Raw genomic sequence first — 17,126 nt, 5'->3', positions numbered from 1 at the left:
GCGGTCAGCGGGTGGCGGACTCTACGACGTGGACCAGCTCGCCCTGGACGTAGGTGCGCAGTACCTGTGCCTCGGCGATGGCCTGGGACGGGCCGGCGAAGGGGTCGCGGTCGAGCACGACCAGATCGGCGAGCTTGCCGGTCTGGATCGAGCCGGTCACGTCGTCGAGGTGGTTCACCCGGGCGGTGCCGGCCGTGTAGGCGGCGAGCGCGGAGCCGAGGTCGATCCGCTGCTCCGGGCCGAGGATCCGGTTCGGGTCCTCCTCGCCGGTGCGGTTGACCGCGACGTGGACGCCCGCCATCACGTCCGGGGTGCTGACCGACCAGTCGCTGCCGGCCGCGAGCATCGCCCCGGCGCGCAGCAGCGAGCCGAACGGGTACTGCCAGCCGGCCCGGCGCTCGCCCAGGAAAGGGATGGTGAGCTCGTCCATCTGCGGCTCGTGGCAGGCCCAGAGCGGCTGCATGTTGGCGGTGGCGCCGAGGGCGCGGAAGCGCGCGATGTCGTCGGGATGCACCACCTGGAGGTGGGCCAGGTGGTGGCGGTTGCCGCGGTCGCCGTTGCGGCGCAGCGCCTCCTCGACGGCGTCGAGGGCGTGGCGGACGGCGCGGTCGCCGAGCGCGTGGAAGTGCACCTGGAAGCCGGCCGCGTCGAGTTCGGCGACGTAGCCGCCCAGCTTCTCGGGGTCGACGAAGTCCATGCCGGCGTTGCCGGAGGAGCAGCCGCAGCCGTCGAGGTAGGGCTCCAGCATGGCGGCGGTGTGGTTCTCGGCGACGCCGTCGAGCATGATCTTGACGGTGCCCGCGCGGAAGCGCTCGCCGCCCTGCTCGGCCTCGGTCCGGCGCTCCTGGAAGCCCGCGAGCTGCTCCAGGCCGCCCTCGCGGTCCCACCACTGCGCGGCGCGGACCCGTGCGGTGAGCGTGCCCTCGCGGTCGGCGCGCAGGTAGGCGCCGTAGACGTCGCCGGGGCCGAAGCTGGCGCCGACGCCCGCGTCCTGCCAGCCGGTGATGCCGAAGGAGTGCAGGTACGCCTGGCCGGCCAGCAGACCCTGGTAGAAGTCCTCGTCGGAGGCGGGCGGTATGAACCGGGTGACCAGCTCGGCCGCGCCCTCCTGGAGCATGCCGGTGGGCGTCCCGTCGGCGTCGCGCTCGATCCGGCCGTCGGCCGGGTCGGGGGTGTTCGCGTCGATGCCGGCGATCTCCAGCGCACGGCTGTTGACCCAGAGGCCGTGACCGTCGCGGTTGGGCAGCGCCACCGGGCGGTTGCCGACGGTGCCGATGCCGTCCAGCAGCGAGCGGTGCGGGGTGCCGCCGGGGAAGGCTTCCATGCTCCAGCCGCCGCCGGTGATCCAGGCGGCGTCCGGCCGGGCGTCGGCGTAGGCGGCGATGGCGGCGACGTACGCGTCGGCGGTGTGCAGCTCGTGCAGATCGCAGCTGAGCAGGGTGGTGCCGGCCAGCACGGGGTGGACGTGGGCGTCCTGGAAGCCGGGCAGCAGCAGCTTGCCGGCCAGGTCGACGACCTCGGTCCCGGTTCCGATCAGAGGGCGGACGTCGTGGTCCTGGCCGACGGCGACGATGCGCCCGTCGCGGACGGCGACCGCCCCTGCCCAGGAGCGAGCGGGATCAACGGTGTAGACGGGACCGCCGAGAAAGACCAGGTCGGCGGGATGGTGATCGCGGTGCACGGGCGCTCCTGAGCAAGGTGGGACGGAAACCGGGGGCAGCGCTGCCGGATGTTTGGAGAAGCAAAGCCGGTGACAAAGCCACTGTCAATGCCATTGACAGGGGCGCCTCGTTACGATCGGATGAAGCATCCCTCCGCAGCGCCGTAGGCTCGGGGGGCCGGCCGGCAGCACGAGGCGAACGATGAGGAGGGGCTCGCGTGGAGGCCCAAGTGGCGGAGCAGACGTCGAAGCGGCGTGTCGCGCTCACCCGGGAGTCGATCCTTGAGGCCGCGCTGCGCCTCTGCTCGCCGGAGGGCGGCGGCCAGCTCACCTTCAGCCGGCTCGGCAAGGAGCTTGGCGCGGACCCGACCGCGGTCTACCGGCACTTCCGTGACAAGGACGAACTCGTGCTCGCCCTGACGGATCTGGTGATCCGCGAGAACGCCAAACTGGCCCGCGCCCAGCTCCCTGAGGGATCGTCGGACGACTGGCGCACCTGGCTCACCGTCACGGCGGAGAGCGTGCGCACCGCTTACCTCGCGCGCCCGGCGCTGGCTGTCCTCGCCGCCGCCCGCACGACCGCGAGCCCTGCCGAGACGAGCGGCGTCGAAGAGGTCATCGCGGTGCTGCACCGGGCCGGCCTGCCGGTGCTGGAGGCAGCCGAGTACTACCGCCAACTCCTGGATCTGACGCTCGCGCTGACGCAGTACTCCGCCGCGTTCACCTGCCTGGGACCGGACATCCACGCCAAGGACGAGGCGGCCTGGGCGGTCAAGTACGGCATGCTGCCGGAAGAGGAGTTCCCGCTTCTGCACCAGAGCGCGCAGCGGCTGACCGAGCTCTACCGCGACGACACCGAGGTCTTCAGGATGACACTCGAGACCTTCCTCGACGGCCTCGCCGTTCGCATCGACCGCGCGAAGCAGCAGGCGGGCTGAGCCCGGACCCCGACGCTCACGCCGCGCCCCGGCAGGGCCGGGCCGGGCCAGGCGGGGGCTCTCCCGCGGCTCGCGGCCTTCGGCCGGGAAGCGCCGGATCCGGCGCGGTGAACCGAACGGCGAGCTGTCGCTCTCAGGCGACCAGGCGTTCCAGCACGACGGCCACGCCGTCGTCCATGTGACCGAGCGTCACCTCGTCCGCGACGGCCTTGAGGTCGTCGTGGGCGTTGGCCATCGCCACCGAGTGGCCCGCCCAGGCGAACATGGGGATGTCGTTCGGCATGTCCCCGAAGGCGATGGTGCGTTCGGCCGCGACGCCGAGGTGCTCGACCGCGAGCTCGAGGCCCACGGCCTTGGACAGCCCGCGCGGCAGCACCTCGATGCAGGTCGGCCCCGCCACCACCGCGTCGACCAGATCCCCCGCGAACTCCCTGACCGCTGCAGCGAGTTCGTCGTCGCCCAGGGTCGGGTGCCGGACCATGACGCGGCCGATCGGGCGGGCCCAAAGCTCCGCCAGGTCATCCACCCGTCCGGTCGCGTCCGCACCGGCGCCGGGGGTGCCGAAGCCCGGGCCGAACAGCACCTCGCCGTCCAGGCCGTCCTGGACCATCGCCAGCGCCAGCGGGCCCACCTGGGCCTCGACCTTCGCCAGCGCCAGCCCCGCGTCCTGGCGGTCCAGCGTCACCGAGGTCAGCAGCGCGTCCGCGCCCGAGTCGTAGAGCTGACCGCCCTGACCGCAGACGGCGAGGCCGGTGTAACCGATCGAATCCAGCACACCCTTCGCCCAGTTGGCGGGCCGCCCGGTCACCACGACGTGCCGCATGCCCGCCTGCGCGGCGGTCTCCAGCGCGGCGCGGCTGCGGGCCGAGACGGTGTGGTCCGTGCGCAGCAGCGTGCCGTCGAGGTCGGTGGCGATCAGGTCGTACGGCGGCACGGGCACGGCGCTCCTTCTGGTGGTTCCTCCCTCTCATACGTACCCGAATCCATCGGTCGGCGCCAAACATCGACGCCGAACGTCGACAAGGTGACAAACGGCGGCGCGCTCGGGACCAAAGGCCTCCGAACTGCGGGTGGGCGCTGAGGAAGGGTAAAGACGAGCCCAAGAATCGGGCCCCTTCACGGCGGGTCAAAGGAGACCTCACCATGGACTACCGCGAAACGGCCGGGCAGGTGCTGGCCGCTGTGGGCGGCGAATCGAATGTCAACTCGCTGACCCACTGCGCCACCAGGCTGCGCTTCAAGATCAAGGACGGCGGCTCCGTCGACAAGGCGAAACTGGAGGCGACGCCGGGCGTCGTCGCCGTCGTCGAGGCGGGCGGCCAGCTCCAGGTCGTGATCGGCAACGAGGTGCCCAACGTCCACGCCGCGATCGGCGAGCAGTCCAAGCTCACCAGCGGCGAGCAGGGCGCGCCCGCACCCGGCGGCAGCCTCGCGGCCCGCGCGATCGACATGATCTCCAGCATCTTCCTCCCGCTGCTCTGGCCGATGGCCGGGGCCGGGATGCTCAAGGCGATGCTGGCCCTGGTCGCCAAGTTCGGCTGGATCTCCACCGCCTCGAACGAGTACCTGGTGATGAACGCGGCGGGCGACGCGCTGTTCTACTTCCTGCCGGTGCTGCTCGCCGCCACCGCGGCCAAGCGCTTCCAGGCGAACATGTACGTCGCGATGGCGATCGCCGGCGCGCTGCTCTATCCGGCGATCATCCAGCTGCACGACGCCGGCAAGGCGGTCCACTTCTTCGGCGTGCCGATGGTGCTGATCTCCTACGCCTCCTCGGTGCTGCCGATCCTGATCGCGGTCTGGGCGCAGAGCCACGTCGAGCGGCTGCTCGACAAGGTGCTGCACTCCAGCGTCCGCAACTTCCTCACCCCGATGCTGACGCTGGCCCTCGTGGTCCCGTTGACGCTGCTCACCATCGGCCCCCTGGCCGACTACGCGGGCAAGGGTGTCTCCAGCGGCGTCACCTGGGTCTTCGGCCTGAGCCCGATCATCGGCGGGGCGCTGCTCGGCGGCTTCTGGCAGGTGCTGGTGATCTCCGGCGTGCACTGGGGTGTCGTGCCGGTCATGATCAACGACCTGTCGACCCAGGGTCACTCGGTCCTCTCCGGACCGCTCATCTCCTCGGTACTGGCCCAGGTCGGCGCGGGCCTGGCCGTCTTCCTGCGCACCCGCAACCGCTCGCTCAAGAGCCTCGCCGGTCCGGCATCGGCCTCCGGCTTTCTCGCCGGCGTCACCGAGCCGCTGGTCTACGGCGTCACCCTGCGGCTGAAGAAGCCCTTCATCTACGCCTGCGTCGCGGCCGCGGTCGGCGGCGGCATCGCCTCGGCGGGCGGCTCGGCCGCCAACACCTTCGTGCTGGCCAGCGCGCTCACCCTGCCCGCCTACCTCAGCGTCGGCAACTTCACGCTCCAGGTGATCGGCTCGGCGGTCGCCATGGCGCTCGCCTTCGGCCTGACCATGGCCCTCGGATTCAAGGACATCCCCGAAGAGACGGAGGAGAGCAACGCGCCGGCCGCCGGAACCACCGGCCCGGTGCAGGTCGCCGCTCCCGTGGCGGGCGCCGTGCTGCCGCTGGCCGAAGTGCCGGACCCGATGTTCTCGGCCGGACTGCTCGGCGACGGCGCCGCGATCACCCCAAGCGTCGGCCAGGTCCACGCGCCGGTCGAGGGCACGCTGGTCAGCGCCATGCCGCACGCCTACGGCATCCGCACCCCGGAGGGCGTCGAGGTGCTGGTCCACGTCGGCATCGACACCGTGCAGTTGGAAGGCAGGCATTTCAACCCGGTGGCCGTGCAGGGAACCGAGGTCGAACTGGGCCAACTGCTCGGCGAATTCGACATCGACGCGATCCTCGCCGAGGGCTACGACCCGGTGACCATGGTCGTCGTCACCGCGGCCCCCGAGCAGCTGGGCCCGGTCACCGCCACCGAGCACACCGAACTGCGCAGCGGCGAAGCGCTGCTGACCCTCGCCTGACCACTCTTCGCCTGACGCCCCCTCGCCCCTTCGCCCCGTCGTCTCATCGCCGCATCCGGAAGGAAGCACACCATGGACTACAAGCAGCTCGCCCCCTTCTCCCCCGACTTCCTCTGGGGTGCCTCCACCTCCGCCTACCAGGTCGAAGGCGCCTGGGACGCGGACGGCAAGGGTCGCTCCGTGCAGGACGCCCGCATCAACTTCCCCGAGGGCACCACCGACTACAAGGTCGCGGCGGACCACTACCACCGCTTCGAGGAGGACGTGGAGCTCTTCGCCGAGCTCGGCCTTAGGGCCTATCGCTTCTCGGTGGCGTGGACCCGGATCATTCCGGACGGCGACGGCGAGGTGAACCCCGAGGGCGTCGCCTTCTACCACCGACTGCTGGACGCGCTGCTCGCGCGGGGCATCGAGCCGGTTCTGACGATGTATCACTTCGACCTGCCGCAGGCGCTGCAGGAGAAGGGCGGCTGGAGCAACCGGGCCACCGTCGACGCCTTCGCCCGCTTCGCGAAGGTGCTGTTCACCGAGTACGCGGGCAAGGTGCGCTACTGGCTCACCATCAACGAGCAGAACATGATGATCCTCCACGGCGCGGCGATCGGCACCGCCGGGGACTCGGGCGACCCCCAGCGCGAGCTCTACCAACAGAACCACCACATGATGCTGGCCCAGGCCGAGGCCATGCAGCTCTGCCACGAGCTGGTCCCGAACGGCAAGATCGGCCCGGCCCCCAACATCTCGGTCGTCTACCCGGCCTCCGCCAAGCCCGAGGACGTGCTCGCGGCCGCGGACTACAACGCGATCCGCAACTGGCTCTACCTCGACATGGCCTGCCGAGGCAGCTACAACCCGACCGCCTGGGCCTGGATGACCGAGAAGGGCATCGCCCCCGAAATCGCCGACGGCGACCTGGAGATCCTCGCCTCGGGCAGGCCGGACTTCCTGGCGCTGAACTACTACTCGACCGCGACGGTCGCCGCGCCGCTGGGCACCGGCTCCGACGTCGGCGCGATGGGCGGCGACCAGCAGCTCGCCGTGGGCGAGGAGGGCGTCTACCGCTCGGTGCGCAACGAACACCTGCCGGTGAACGAGTTCGGCTGGGAGATCGACCCGGTCGGCTTCCGCTCGACGCTGCGCGAGGTCTACGACCGCTACCGGCTGCCGCTGATGGTGACCGAGAACGGCCTGGGCGCCTTCGACACCCTGGAGGCGGACGGCACGGTCCACGACCGGTACCGGATCGACTACCTGGACGCGCACATCGAGCAGATGCGGATCGCGGTCACCGACGGCGTCGAGATGCTCGGCTACTGCCCGTGGTCCGCGATCGACCTGATCTCGACCCACCAGGGCGTGCGCAAGCGCTACGGCTTCATCTACGTCGACCGGGACGAGTTCGACCTCAAGGAGCTGAAGCGGTACCGCAAGGACAGCTTCTTCTGGTACCAGCAGCTGATCAAGGCGAACGGAAGCGCGACGCGCGACTGACGGAGGCTCAACGCCTGGGCTCGGAGGGGGAGGCGTCGGGGGGCGCCTCCCCCTCCGGCATCTGCCGCGCCGCCTCCTCCTGCTCCCAGAGCCGGTGCTCGCGCCGCGCCCAGGTGCGGGGCACCCAGCCCGTGCGCATGCCGCGCCGGGCCTCCGGGTCCTTCCACGCCATCCGCACGTGGCCCAGCACCAGCACGCCGATCACCAGCGCCAGCCAGTCGTGGACGAAGGTCGCGCCGGTGCGCACGTCCAGCGCGGCCAGGTGCGGGAACCAGAGGATCAGCCCAGTGCCGATCATCACCAGCGTCCCGCCCGCGATCAGTGCGGCGTACATCTTCTGGCCCGCGTTGAACTTGCCCGCCGGCCCCGCCGCGCGGGTACCGCGCCGCATCGCCCGCCAGGTCCAGCCCCGGTCCTCGGGCCCGAACCGGTTGAGCCTGCTCAGGTCCCTGCGGACCCCGCGGAAGAAGAGTCCGACCGCGAGCGGGAACGGCAGCAGCACCCCGGTCCACTCGTGCACGACCACCAGCAGCCTTCTGCGGCCGACGAGTTCGGCAAGCTGCGGCACGTAGAGGAAGGCCGCGGTGACGATCGCGACCATCATCAGCACGGCGGTGGTCCGGTGCACCCAGCGCTCGGCGGCAGTGAAGCGGCGTAGCAGCCTGGGCTCAACCGGAGGTGGGGGCATCGTTGCGTCCGTTGGAGCGGCCGACCCAGGCTTCGACGTCATAGCCGTAGTTCTCCCAGTAACCGGGTTCGACCTGATCCGTCACGGTGATCCCGGACAGCCACTTGGCCGACTTGTAGAAGTACATCGGCGCGACGTAGAGCCGGACGGGTCCGCCGTGCGCGGTCGTCACGGGCGAGCCGTTCATCTGATAAGCCACGAGCACGTCGCCGCGGCGCGCCTCGTCGAGCGTCAGGCTCTCGGTGTAGACGCCGTCGAAGCAGGTCAGCTTGATCGCCTTGCCCTTGGCCTGCACCCCGGCCAGATCCAGCAACTGCCGGACCAGCACCCCGGAGAACTCGGTGTTGGGCACCCGCCATCCGGTGACGCACTGGACGTCCTTGACCAGCCGGGTCTGTTGCATCGCCTTGAGATCGGCCAGCGTGTAGGTGGCGGGTCGGTCGACCAGCCCATCCACGGTGAGCCGGTAGTCGGTGTCGCTGCGGTGCGGGATGGAGGAGGCCACCGAGTAGAAGCGGAAGCCGCCCCCACCCGGCAGCAGCCCGGTCAGGCCCGTCGGGTCCTTGCTGCTGACCGTGGCGAGCACGTTGTCGAGGCCGCTCTGGATCCGCGCTCCGAAGGCCACCCCGGCAGCGCCGAGTGCGAGCACGCCCAACACCACCCGCCGCCCGACGGGCGCGCTCATGTCTTCCCGACCCCGCTGCATGCCTCCATCCCACCACCTGCGCCTCCGCCTGACCAGGCCGAACGGGCACCCGTCACACTTCGGTAAGGGGCGACCTTCGCAGGGGGACGTTGCAACACCTCACGGGCGCGAGGAACTGCGCGACAAGCCACCCACGCGGGTGCTGATCCGAACGAGCAGGGCCATCCGCACAGGGTGGTTGTTCGCGCAGTTCCCCGCGCCCCTGGGTAGGGCAACTCAAGGTGCGATCCGAACCGGGAGCGCCAGCGGCCCGTGCATGATGCCGCTCGGGGTCCAGGCCAGGTCCGCGTAGTCGCCGGTCAGGGCCAGATCCGGCAGCCGCCGCAACAGCGTGCCCAGCGCGACCACACCCTCCAGGCGTGCCAGCGGCGCGCCCACACAGTAGTGGATGCCGTGGCCGAACGAGAGGTGGCGACCGTCCGTGCGGGTCACGTCCAGTCCGCCTTCCCCCGCGCCCGTCGCGGGGTCGCGGCCGACCGCGCCGAGCGAGACCGTCACCACGCTGCCCTTCGGGATCAGCACCCCGCCCAGCTCCACGTCCCGCGCGGCGAAGCGCAGCGGCGTCTGGTCGACGGGCGCGTCGAAGCGCAGGAACTCCTCGACCGCGCCCGGCAGCAGCTCCGGCCGCTCGCGCAGCAGCGCCGCCTGGTCGGGGTGGTCCAGCAGCGCCGCCATCGCGTTGCCGAGCAGGTTGACCGTCGTCTCGTGGCCCGCGATCAGCAGGATCACGGCCGTGCCGAGCAACTCCTCGTCGTTGAGGGCGTCCTCGTCCTGCTCGTTGAGCCGGACCAGCGCGGAGAGCAGGTCCTCGCCGGGCTCCTTGCTCTTGGCTGCCAGCAGCTCCGCGAAGTACGCGTTCAGCGCGAGCGCGCCCTCCCGCTGGACCGCGGAAGGCGCCGAGGACGACCCGGCCACCGCGGCGAGCGTCCAGCGGCGGAAGTCCGCCTGGGCGTCCAGCGGGACGCCCAACAGCTCGCAGATCACCATGACCGGCAGCGGCGCGGTGAAGTCCTCGACCAGGTCGATGGGCTCGCCCGCCGCCGCCTTGGCCTCGATCGCGTCGATCAGCTCGTCGGCGATCTCCTGGATCCGGGGCCGCAGCGCCTCGACCCGGCGCGGCGTGAAGGAGCGGGCGACCGGGCCGCGGAGCCGCGCGTGGTCGGGCGGGTCCGCCATCAGCATGTTGGCGCCGAGGCCCTGGCCGCGTCCCTGGTAGGAGGTGACGCCGGCGGCGTCGAGCGCGGCGCGGGCGATGTCGGGGTCCTTCATCAGGTCCGGGTGGGTCAGCGCGGCGCGGCCCAGCTCGTAGTCGAGCACGAGGTAGAGGTGCAGCCCGTTCGGCTGGCTCACCCGCTGCACCGGACCCCGCTCGCGCAGCGCGGCGTAGCGGGCGTGGGCGGCGGCCTTGAACGTGGTGTCGTTGACGAGCGGCGCGTCGGCCTCGTCGGTGATCGTCATGGTGTCCCCTCCCCGACCCTCACCGGGGCCGAGCCGTCGAGAGCGATTCCCCGGCCGGAACAACCTACCGAACAGTCAACTCCCGCTGCAGCCATGGACTTGGCCGAAGGCGCGGCGCACCATGACCGGATGCGGATGGACGGCAGGGCAGCGGTGGTGACCGGTGGCTCGCGCGGGATCGGACGCGCCGTGGCGCGCAAACTGCTCGCCGCCGGGGCGTCGGTGCTGATCGGCGCGCGCGGCAGGGCGGGCCTGGACGCGGCGCTGGCCGATCTCGGCCCTGCGCCGGGGCGGCTGGTCGCGGCGGCCGGCTCGGCCGGGGACCCGGTGGACGTGCGCCGCTGGGCCGGGCTCGCGCTGGAGAGCTTCGGGCGGCTGGACTACGTCGTCTGCAACGCGGGCGCCAACCAGCCGCTCGGCCCGGCCGTCGAGGGCGACCCCCTGGCCTGGGAGGAGACCTTCGCCGTCAACGTCCACGGCCCGCTGGCACTGGTCCGCGCCGCCTGGGAGGGGTGGATGCGCGAACACGGCGGCGCGGTCGTCACCGTCGTGACGGAGGGCGTGCACGGCGTCGGGCCGGGGCTGGCCGCATACGAGACGAGCAAGGCGGCGCTGCTGCAGCTCACTCGGCATCTTGCGGCCGAGCTCGCCCCGCAGGTACGGGTGAACGCGGTGTCGCCGGGGCTGGTCCGCACGGAGCTGGCGCGCTTCTACTGGGAGCGGGACGAGCCGGGCCTGGCCGCTCACACGCCGCTGGCCCGGCTCGGCGAGCCGGAGGACATCGCCCGCGCGGTCGTCTGGCTGCTCTCCGCCGAGGCGGCCTGGGTCACCGGCGCGGACCTGCTCGTGGACGGCGGCCGCCGCGTCCGCGCGGGCATGCGCGCGCTCCAAGCGGAAGCTCCGGCCGAGAAGGCGGCGGGACAGGCTCCGGCGTCAACGCCAGGAGCGCCACAGGGGCCGCGTCTCGTCGAGGACTGAATCAGCGATCCTGCCGCCCGATGGCCAGCTCGACGGGTGTCATGGCTCAGCCTCACCAAACATCGTAGGCTGCACCCCCGTGTCAACGGTGGGTCAGAGGAAGTAGCCATGAGCAGGACGAAGACCGGATCCTCCGGCCCGCGCCGGGGAGCCCGCGAGGCCAGAAACGAGAAGTACCGGCTGCAGGAACTGGCCCGTCGGCGCACGCGGGTGCGCACGCGCGGGCGCTGGTGCCTGGCCTTCGCCATCCTGGCCGGCATCGTCTCGCTCGGCGTGCCGCTGGTGGTGCACTCGGCATACGTCGAGGAGACAGCGTTCGACCGGGCGGCGCCGTGCGCGGTGGACGCGCCGGTGGGCTTCACGGACTGCCTGTCCCGAACCACCGCGGTGATCGTCTCCAAGCGCGAGATCACCGGCAAGAACGCCCACGAATACGTCAGCGTCGACTTGGGGGGCGCGTCGCCTGCGGAGATCGGCTTCCCCTCACGCGACTTCTACACCAGGCTGACGACCGGCGAGTCGATCGGCGTCACCGTCTGGCGGCAGCGGTTCGTCCGGCTGGACGACGGTCTCGGCAGCACAGCCACGGACGGCAGCCCGACGGGCAAGACACAGCTGGTCCTGACTCTCGGCGTGCTCATGCTGGGCGCTGCGACCTGGCTCGGTTACCTCTCCTTCTGGTACCTCCGCCGCGGCGAACGTTGCGCCGCGATCCCGGCCCCGCCCGCCCTGATCCTTCCAGTTCGCGCGTTGCTCGCCGGAGCGGTTCCCCTCTTCGCGGTCTTCATCGTCCTCGCCTCCGCGCGCGGGAGTCTTTCCCCCGGCGCCGCGCTCCTCGTGGTCCCGCTGTCCTACGGGGCCGTGCTGCTGCTGGCAGCCTCGTGCCTGTTCTTCCCCTGGATGCGCCGCCCAGGCGAGGTCCACTTCAAGCGCTGAGTCCATCCGCAGGGGCCACGGCCGGAACTCACCAAAGTCCCCACCAAGGACGTCCGTGACCTGCTCGGGTGTGGAGTGGGCATCGCGCTCACATCATGGCAGCGTCGCGATCTCCAACCCACGGACATCCAGGCCCACGACCGAGACTGCCGCAGAACGGACCAGACAGGCCGTGGCGGTCCTCAGTCCCACCAGTTGAAGAGAAGATCACCGAGCGATCGCGGCCGCCAGTAGGAGACCTGATCCAGCTCGGCACACGACAGACCGCCGAGGTCTACGTCAGCGATCGACCGGTCGAGCGTGAGAGGTCCGAGCAGGCGAAGGCCGCCGGCCTCGAAGGTCCCGGCCCATGAAGGTGGGTCCGCGAAGCCGACGATGGGCTGACCCGGCGAGGGCGGCGTGACGGCGAACGCGACCAGCGGCAGGTGGGCATGGAAGAGGGCGACGCACGACGCCAACTGGGAGGCGATCGACACCGAATGGAAGGTGCACGTCCCGGCCTCGCGCCAGGGGCCCACCCGGGCGTGCTCGACCCGGGCCGCGTCGAAGCAGAGGCCCCGCAAGAGCCCGACATCGACCAGCGGGAGTGGAGGCTCCGTCGAGGCCCGGAAGCCAGTCGCTCCCCTCATCAGCCGCATGGTGCCTCCGGTCCTTGGTGTCTGATGCAGTCTTGCCTACGACACGGTGCGAGGTCAGTCTCGGCGGACATCATGGAGTATCCGGCCGAGGACGGCTTCCGCCCGCTTCGGATGCTCCCTCAGCCAGTGGCCGAGATGCTCCCGGGTGGCTTCCTCGACGCAGGCCTGGACTGCGGTGTTGGCCAGCGCTCCGCGTGTGGCGCCCTCGAACTCGGGGTGGTCCAGCTTCACCGAGACGACCGCGGTAAGGCCCTTGACGATCTGGCCCGCTTGGAGATCCGGGTCCGATGCTGTCAGCCGCCGCTGCTCCCGGGCGTACGCGCTGACCGCGGCGGCCAGTCCGTCGCGAAATCCCAGATCGTGCGTGCTGACAGCGAGTGTGGGGTGGCTGTTGGCGAAGGTCCGGAACCGCTCCTCCTGGGTGTTGCGCCACCGGAAGGCCACCTCCATCGTCCCGGCCATCCGCTCGTCCTGCCGCTCGAAGCTGATTGTCTCCGGATCCACGGGAGTCCCCGCATGCTGATCGAGGAAGGCGACGAAGTCCCTTGCTCCGCCCAGGAATCGACACTGCACCGATCGAGACTGAGCGGGGCGGCGCTCGTCGCTGAGTGAGATGTCGAGGCCCCGGTTGAGGAAGGCCAGTTCCCTGAACCGCTCCACCAGCGTGTCGGACGAGACCTGCGTCGTTTCGAAGATGTCCGCGTCGGGCCAGAAGGTGATGACGGTTCCGCTGTCATCCGCCGGTCCGACCTCGGCGGGTGGGGCGACCGCGACGCTCCGCACGTACTCCTGGACCTTGCGGACCCCTCCGTGACGCACCTCAGCCGTCAGGCGGCTCGACAGGGCGGTCGCGACGAAGAGGCCCACATGGAGCCAGCCGACCAGCGCGGCGTCACGGCCGAGCGTCCTGGGTCCCACGTAGGTCTGCGTGAGCTGCGCTCGGAGGCCGGGACCGTCCAGGTCCGCGTTGTCCTCGAAGGGGACGCCCGGCCCGTCGACGGCGACACGCACACCACCGTCAGGGGTCAGGGTGATCGCCACACGAGTGGCCCGGCCCGCGAGGACCTCGTTCACCGCCTGGTTGCTGACGTCGAACACCAGCTGGTGCAATCCACGTTCACCGACCGACCCGACGTATATCCCGGGCCGCCTCCGAACGGCTTCCAGCCCCTCCAACACCTGAATGTGGCTCGCGTCGTACCGCACGGCATCCTGACTCATGGCGCCCCTCCGATGAAGTCCGGCGGAAGGCAGCAGCTTAGGAGAATTTCAAGAAAACACCAGGTCAGCACAGGTGTAGCGAGGTCATGGGCTGGCGCTTGAGCGCCTTCCCGTGACGGTCGGCCAGGACACCTTCGGACCACAGCCGGAGTGCGGCCACGACCCCACCAAAGCGGCACACGAGGCCGTTCCCGCCATCGCCGAGGTCATCAATTCAACCCATCGGCTGTTGCACTGCGCGGAGTCCGACCCGAGGCGCCGACCATGCCGTCGGGGCCGCGCGAAATCCGCTGGTCTGCGGCAGGCGTCAGGCCTACGCTCCAGGCTCATGCCGGAGCACCCATGGTTCGCGATCGACGAAGCGGACGAAGACGACTTCTACGAATTCACCGCCACAGAGCTCGCGTTCGTACACGCCCTGCGCGAACGGACCGCACCATGGGCCACCGCTGACGCGGAGGGTCTGGTCGGTCGTTCGGACAACTGGGACTCGTTGGTGGCCTACCTGGACTTCTGCGATCCCGGCTCGCCCCAGCATCTGATCGACATCGGGGTGCACTTCTACGGCGACCGGGTGCGCGGTGACCGGCTGCACAACCAGCTCTACACGCTGACCGACCGTCCGTCGAGCTGGGCGCTGCAGGCGACCGGGACGGTCGAGGAACTGGCCCAGCAGTCCGCGGACTGGTTCCGGTCCGTGCTTCGCAAGCCGATAGTCCTGTACGTCTGGTTGAACGACGACCAGTGGGCCTACGCAGCGCGGTTCGCGTTCGCGGACACGAACCAGACGATCAGCCAGGTCTACAACCGACAACTCGCTCCTCCGGGACAGGAGGAGGCGCTGATCGCGGCCGGACACGTCCACGGCAAGGGCTGGATCCAGACCAAGGGACTGCCGACGCCGACGCTGTACCAGCACATCCGCGGGGATCTGAGCGCTGCTGCCGCCCTGCCACCGGGCGTACCGGCTGTCACCAAGCGTGGCCCTATCGGCGGCGTCTGGTACGAAGGCATCCAGGATGAGGACCAGTGACCCGGTACTTCATGCTGGTCTGCGACGACGTCCCGCACGACGTGGTACTCCTCGACGTCGGCCGCAGCCCGTTGGAGCTCGCCAAGGCGTATCGCGCCCTGACGGGCGTCGGCCTGCGGGCTGCAGAGCGGCCCGCCTGATCAACGTGCCTTCGGGACCGAGTATGTAGGTGCGGGGCGGCCCCATGGCTGCCACGGCCGCCGTCAGTTCGGCCTCCTTCGCGGCGGGATCCGGTGCGCCTGGATCCCGCGCGGCGAAGCCGTGAAGCCGGAGCGCGTCCGAGTCCACGTCGTCTGGTTCCGGGCGGCCCTCGACGATGAACCCGCGCAGCGCGTCCTCGCCCAGCTCCAACGGCTGGAAGGGCAGGGGTTACGGCTCGTCGTCCTCGTCCGCATCGGGCCACGGCACGACCTCCGCCGGGCGCTCCCCAGCCCAGTACGGAGCTTCGAAGGGAAGCGGCTCGGCAGGCCAGGGCTTGTGGGCTGCCCTGCTCCAGAAACCGCGTGACCAATGAACCGTCTGACCTGCAGACTCCCCCTATGGACAGACCAGGCGGGCCGGGCCCACTCCTCGAGTGGGGGGTCGTGGCGAACGTGGCCGAGGAGACCTTTCACGGTCCAGACGGAGCCGAGAGGCAGGCCGGGCTACGGCACTTCCGGGCGGGCGCCCGGGTGTGGGTGCTTCCTCCGCGCTACCGGGACGAGGACGAGCAGGTGGAGGTGATCGGCTTCCACCGGGGCAGCCACAGCCGGCTGATCAACTTCATCGTCTTCCGCCGTCACCTGGAACGGTTTCGGACCAAGGCCGTCTACAACCCCACGGTCGTGCTGGCACGGGAGAACAGCCCGTACTGGAACTGACCAGGTTCAACCAGTGGACGCAACACCAGCCTCTTGGAGCGATCGTAGGTGATCGTGGATGGCTTCGGCGGGTGTCTTCCAGCCGAGGCTCTTGCGGGGCCGGTTGTTGAGCGTGGCAGCGACCGCTTCGATCTCTTCGGCCGTCCACCGGGACAGGTCGGTACCCTTCGGGAAGTACTGGCGCAGCAGGCCGTTGGTGTTCTCGTTGGTGCCACGCTGCCAGGGGCTGTGGGGGTCGGCGAAGTAGATCGGGACGCCGGTCTCGGCCGTGAACTGGGCGTGTGCCGACAGTTCCTTGCCGCGGTCCCACGTCAGCGACCGCCAGAGCTGTGCCGGCAGGGAGCCGATCGTCGCCGCCAGCGCGTCCTTCATGGTCACGGCGCCGTAGCCGGCCAGCGGCGGTCCGTTCTTGGTGCGGGGCACGACGCCGTAGCCGTCCTGGCGGGGCAGGTGGACCAGCACCGTGAACCGGGTCGTGCGCTCGACCAACGTGCCGATCGCCGATCGCTCGAGCCCGATGAGGAGGTCGCCTTCCCAGTGGCCCGGCACGGCTCGGTCGTCGGCTTCGGTCGGCCGTTCGCTGATCAGCACTTCGGGCGTGACGTGAGCCCACGCCTTCCGCTTGGAACGGGCCCGGGGCACTCGCAGGGCCCTGCCGGTGCGCAGGCAGGTGACGAGCTCGCGCTCAAGCGCGCCCCGGCCTTCGACGAACAGGGCCTGATAGATGGCCTCGTGGCTGATCCGCATGGACTCGTCGTCAGGGAAATCGATCTTCAGCCGGTTCGCGATCTGCTCCGGACTCCAGGCCGTGGCCCATCGGCGGTCGCCGCGGTGCGGCTTGTTCCGCCCCTTCCACGGCACTCCCTCCGGACCCAGCGCCGCTCCGCCCGGGTGGCTGACCCGGCCCGATAGCCGTTCCTGCACGTAGTCCCGCAGTCGGTCGTTCGTGGTCAGCTTCGCCGGTCTCGGACGCTGGGCCACCAGGTCGGCCTTCCACTGCGCGACCGAGGCCCGGTAATCCAGTCGGCCGCCGCGGGTCGCAGCGTTGCGCCGCAGCTCCCGGGATATCGTCGCCGGATCGCGGCCTACGCGTCGCGCGGTCTCACGAACTCCGATGCCCTGGGCTTTGAGGAGGGCGATCTCTTCACGCTCGTGAAAGGACAGGTACCGGCCGGACTGCGGGGCGAGATCCATCGGTGGCATCCCGCCACCGTGCCGGAACCAACGCCCGCCCACAGCCTGCGATACGCCGACCGCAGCTGCTGCCTCCTCGGCGAGCAGCCCCTTCGCGATCTCACGCCAAAACTCCCGCTCGATCTCCCGCCGATGCGCCGGCGCCCCCGGCGACTTCATCGGCGACCGCCCCGTCAACGCCTGCATCCATCCCGCTGGCCGACCCATCAACACCTCCGAAAACGAGGTGTTGCGACGATCGGTTGAATCCGCCCTGGGACCGGGTGTGGTGTTGCTCGGACCTGGCCCAACCGTGGGTCGATCGCTGGAATGCACTGCGCGCTGGTCTCCTGTGCGACGAGTACCCGCC

Annotated in this window: 16 protein-coding genes; 8 read left to right on the top strand and 8 right to left on the bottom strand. The window is 70.5% G+C overall.

Features of this window, described 5'->3' with window-relative positions:
• Nucleotides 1–4 precede the first annotated feature (4 nt).
• On the bottom strand, nucleotides 5–1,681 hold the full coding sequence (locus tag ABIA32_RS11130; RefSeq protein ID WP_370093861.1) for an amidohydrolase: 1,677 nt from the start codon (nucleotides 1,679–1,681) through the stop codon (nucleotides 5–7).
• 197 nt (nucleotides 1,682–1,878) lie between these two features.
• Here ABIA32_RS11130 and ABIA32_RS11125 point away from each other — a divergent pair, with 197 nt between their 5' ends.
• Nucleotides 1,879–2,598 carry a TetR/AcrR family transcriptional regulator gene (locus ABIA32_RS11125; protein WP_370093860.1) on the top strand — a complete coding sequence of 240 codons (720 nt, stop codon included), beginning with the start codon at nucleotides 1,879–1,881 and terminating at the stop codon, nucleotides 2,596–2,598.
• Between the two features lie 133 nt (nucleotides 2,599–2,731).
• On the opposite strand, the gene ABIA32_RS11120 is transcribed toward ABIA32_RS11125, so the two are convergent.
• Nucleotides 2,732–3,538: an HAD family hydrolase gene (locus tag ABIA32_RS11120; RefSeq protein WP_370093859.1), complete on the bottom strand. Its 807-nt coding sequence runs from the start codon at nucleotides 3,536–3,538 to the stop codon at nucleotides 2,732–2,734.
• A 203-nt stretch (nucleotides 3,539–3,741) separates the two neighbouring features.
• Here ABIA32_RS11120 and ABIA32_RS11115 point away from each other — a divergent pair, with 203 nt between their 5' ends.
• The gene (locus ABIA32_RS11115; protein ID WP_370093858.1) at nucleotides 3,742–5,574 is read left to right on the top strand and encodes a beta-glucoside-specific PTS transporter subunit IIABC; all 1,833 of its coding nucleotides are present in this window, start codon (nucleotides 3,742–3,744) and stop codon (nucleotides 5,572–5,574) included.
• 72 nt (nucleotides 5,575–5,646) lie between these two features.
• Nucleotides 5,647–7,065, top strand: a complete 1,419-nt coding sequence (locus ABIA32_RS11110; protein WP_370093857.1) for a glycoside hydrolase family 1 protein — start codon at nucleotides 5,647–5,649, stop codon at nucleotides 7,063–7,065.
• 7 nt (nucleotides 7,066–7,072) lie between these two features.
• On the opposite strand, the gene ABIA32_RS11105 is transcribed toward ABIA32_RS11110, so the two are convergent.
• The 3 genes from ABIA32_RS11105 to ABIA32_RS11095 form a co-directional block, all read right to left on the bottom strand.
• Complete coding sequence (locus ABIA32_RS11105) at nucleotides 7,073–7,753, bottom strand: formate dehydrogenase subunit gamma (RefSeq protein ID WP_370093856.1); 681 nt, start codon at nucleotides 7,751–7,753, stop codon at nucleotides 7,073–7,075.
• Nucleotides 7,734–8,438: a molybdopterin-dependent oxidoreductase gene (locus ABIA32_RS11100; protein ID WP_370093855.1), complete on the bottom strand. Its 705-nt coding sequence runs from the start codon at nucleotides 8,436–8,438 to the stop codon at nucleotides 7,734–7,736. Before ABIA32_RS11100 ends, ABIA32_RS11105 begins: the two co-directional genes overlap by 20 nt.
• 237 nt (nucleotides 8,439–8,675) lie before the next feature.
• Nucleotides 8,676–9,917, bottom strand: a complete 1,242-nt coding sequence (locus ABIA32_RS11095) for a cytochrome P450 (RefSeq protein ID WP_370093854.1) — start codon at nucleotides 9,915–9,917, stop codon at nucleotides 8,676–8,678.
• 93 nt (nucleotides 9,918–10,010) lie between these two features.
• Between ABIA32_RS11095 and ABIA32_RS11090 the strand changes: the two genes are divergently transcribed.
• Together ABIA32_RS11090 and ABIA32_RS11085 are read left to right on the top strand one after the other, a co-directional pair.
• The gene (locus ABIA32_RS11090) at nucleotides 10,011–10,895 is read left to right on the top strand and encodes an SDR family oxidoreductase (RefSeq protein WP_370093853.1); all 885 of its coding nucleotides are present in this window, start codon (nucleotides 10,011–10,013) and stop codon (nucleotides 10,893–10,895) included.
• Nucleotides 10,896–11,003: 108 nt separating this feature from the next.
• Nucleotides 11,004–11,831, top strand: coding sequence for a hypothetical protein (locus ABIA32_RS11085; protein ID WP_370093852.1), 828 nt, complete (start codon nucleotides 11,004–11,006; stop codon nucleotides 11,829–11,831).
• Nucleotides 11,832–12,013: 182 nt separating this feature from the next.
• Here the strand turns inward: ABIA32_RS11085 and ABIA32_RS11080 are convergent, their stop codons facing one another.
• Together ABIA32_RS11080 and ABIA32_RS11075 are read right to left on the bottom strand one after the other, a co-directional pair.
• Nucleotides 12,014–12,460, bottom strand: coding sequence for a hypothetical protein (locus tag ABIA32_RS11080; RefSeq protein WP_370093851.1), 447 nt, complete (start codon nucleotides 12,458–12,460; stop codon nucleotides 12,014–12,016).
• A gap of 63 nt (nucleotides 12,461–12,523) precedes the next feature.
• Nucleotides 12,524–13,567, bottom strand: coding sequence for a DNA gyrase subunit B (locus ABIA32_RS11075; protein WP_370093850.1), 1,044 nt, complete (start codon nucleotides 13,565–13,567; stop codon nucleotides 12,524–12,526).
• Nucleotides 13,568–14,018: 451 nt separating this feature from the next.
• Between ABIA32_RS11075 and ABIA32_RS11070 the strand changes: the two genes are divergently transcribed.
• The 3 genes from ABIA32_RS11070 (at nucleotide 14,019) to ABIA32_RS11060 (ending at nucleotide 15,583) form a co-directional block, all read left to right on the top strand.
• Nucleotides 14,019–14,723, top strand: a complete 705-nt coding sequence (locus ABIA32_RS11070) for a hypothetical protein (RefSeq protein WP_370093849.1) — start codon at nucleotides 14,019–14,021, stop codon at nucleotides 14,721–14,723.
• Complete coding sequence (locus tag ABIA32_RS11065; RefSeq protein ID WP_370093848.1) at nucleotides 14,720–14,863, top strand: hypothetical protein; 144 nt, start codon at nucleotides 14,720–14,722, stop codon at nucleotides 14,861–14,863. The genes ABIA32_RS11070 and ABIA32_RS11065 overlap by 4 nt, the downstream gene beginning before the upstream one ends.
• Before the next feature lie 399 nt (nucleotides 14,864–15,262).
• Nucleotides 15,263–15,583: a hypothetical protein gene (locus ABIA32_RS11060; protein WP_370093847.1), complete on the top strand. Its 321-nt coding sequence runs from the start codon at nucleotides 15,263–15,265 to the stop codon at nucleotides 15,581–15,583.
• Between the two features lie 6 nt (nucleotides 15,584–15,589).
• On the opposite strand, the gene ABIA32_RS11055 is transcribed toward ABIA32_RS11060, so the two are convergent.
• Nucleotides 15,590–16,963 (bottom strand): IS30 family transposase, encoded by a 1,374-nt coding sequence (locus ABIA32_RS11055; RefSeq protein WP_370093846.1) that lies wholly within the window; start codon nucleotides 16,961–16,963, stop codon nucleotides 15,590–15,592.
• Between the last annotated feature and the right edge of the window lie 163 nt (nucleotides 16,964–17,126).

The sequence above is a fragment of the Streptacidiphilus sp. MAP12-20 genome (assembly GCF_041262525.1).
GTDB lineage: Bacteria > Actinomycetota > Actinomycetes > Streptomycetales > Streptomycetaceae > Streptacidiphilus.
This window is presented reverse-complemented; position numbering and strand designations above follow the sequence as displayed.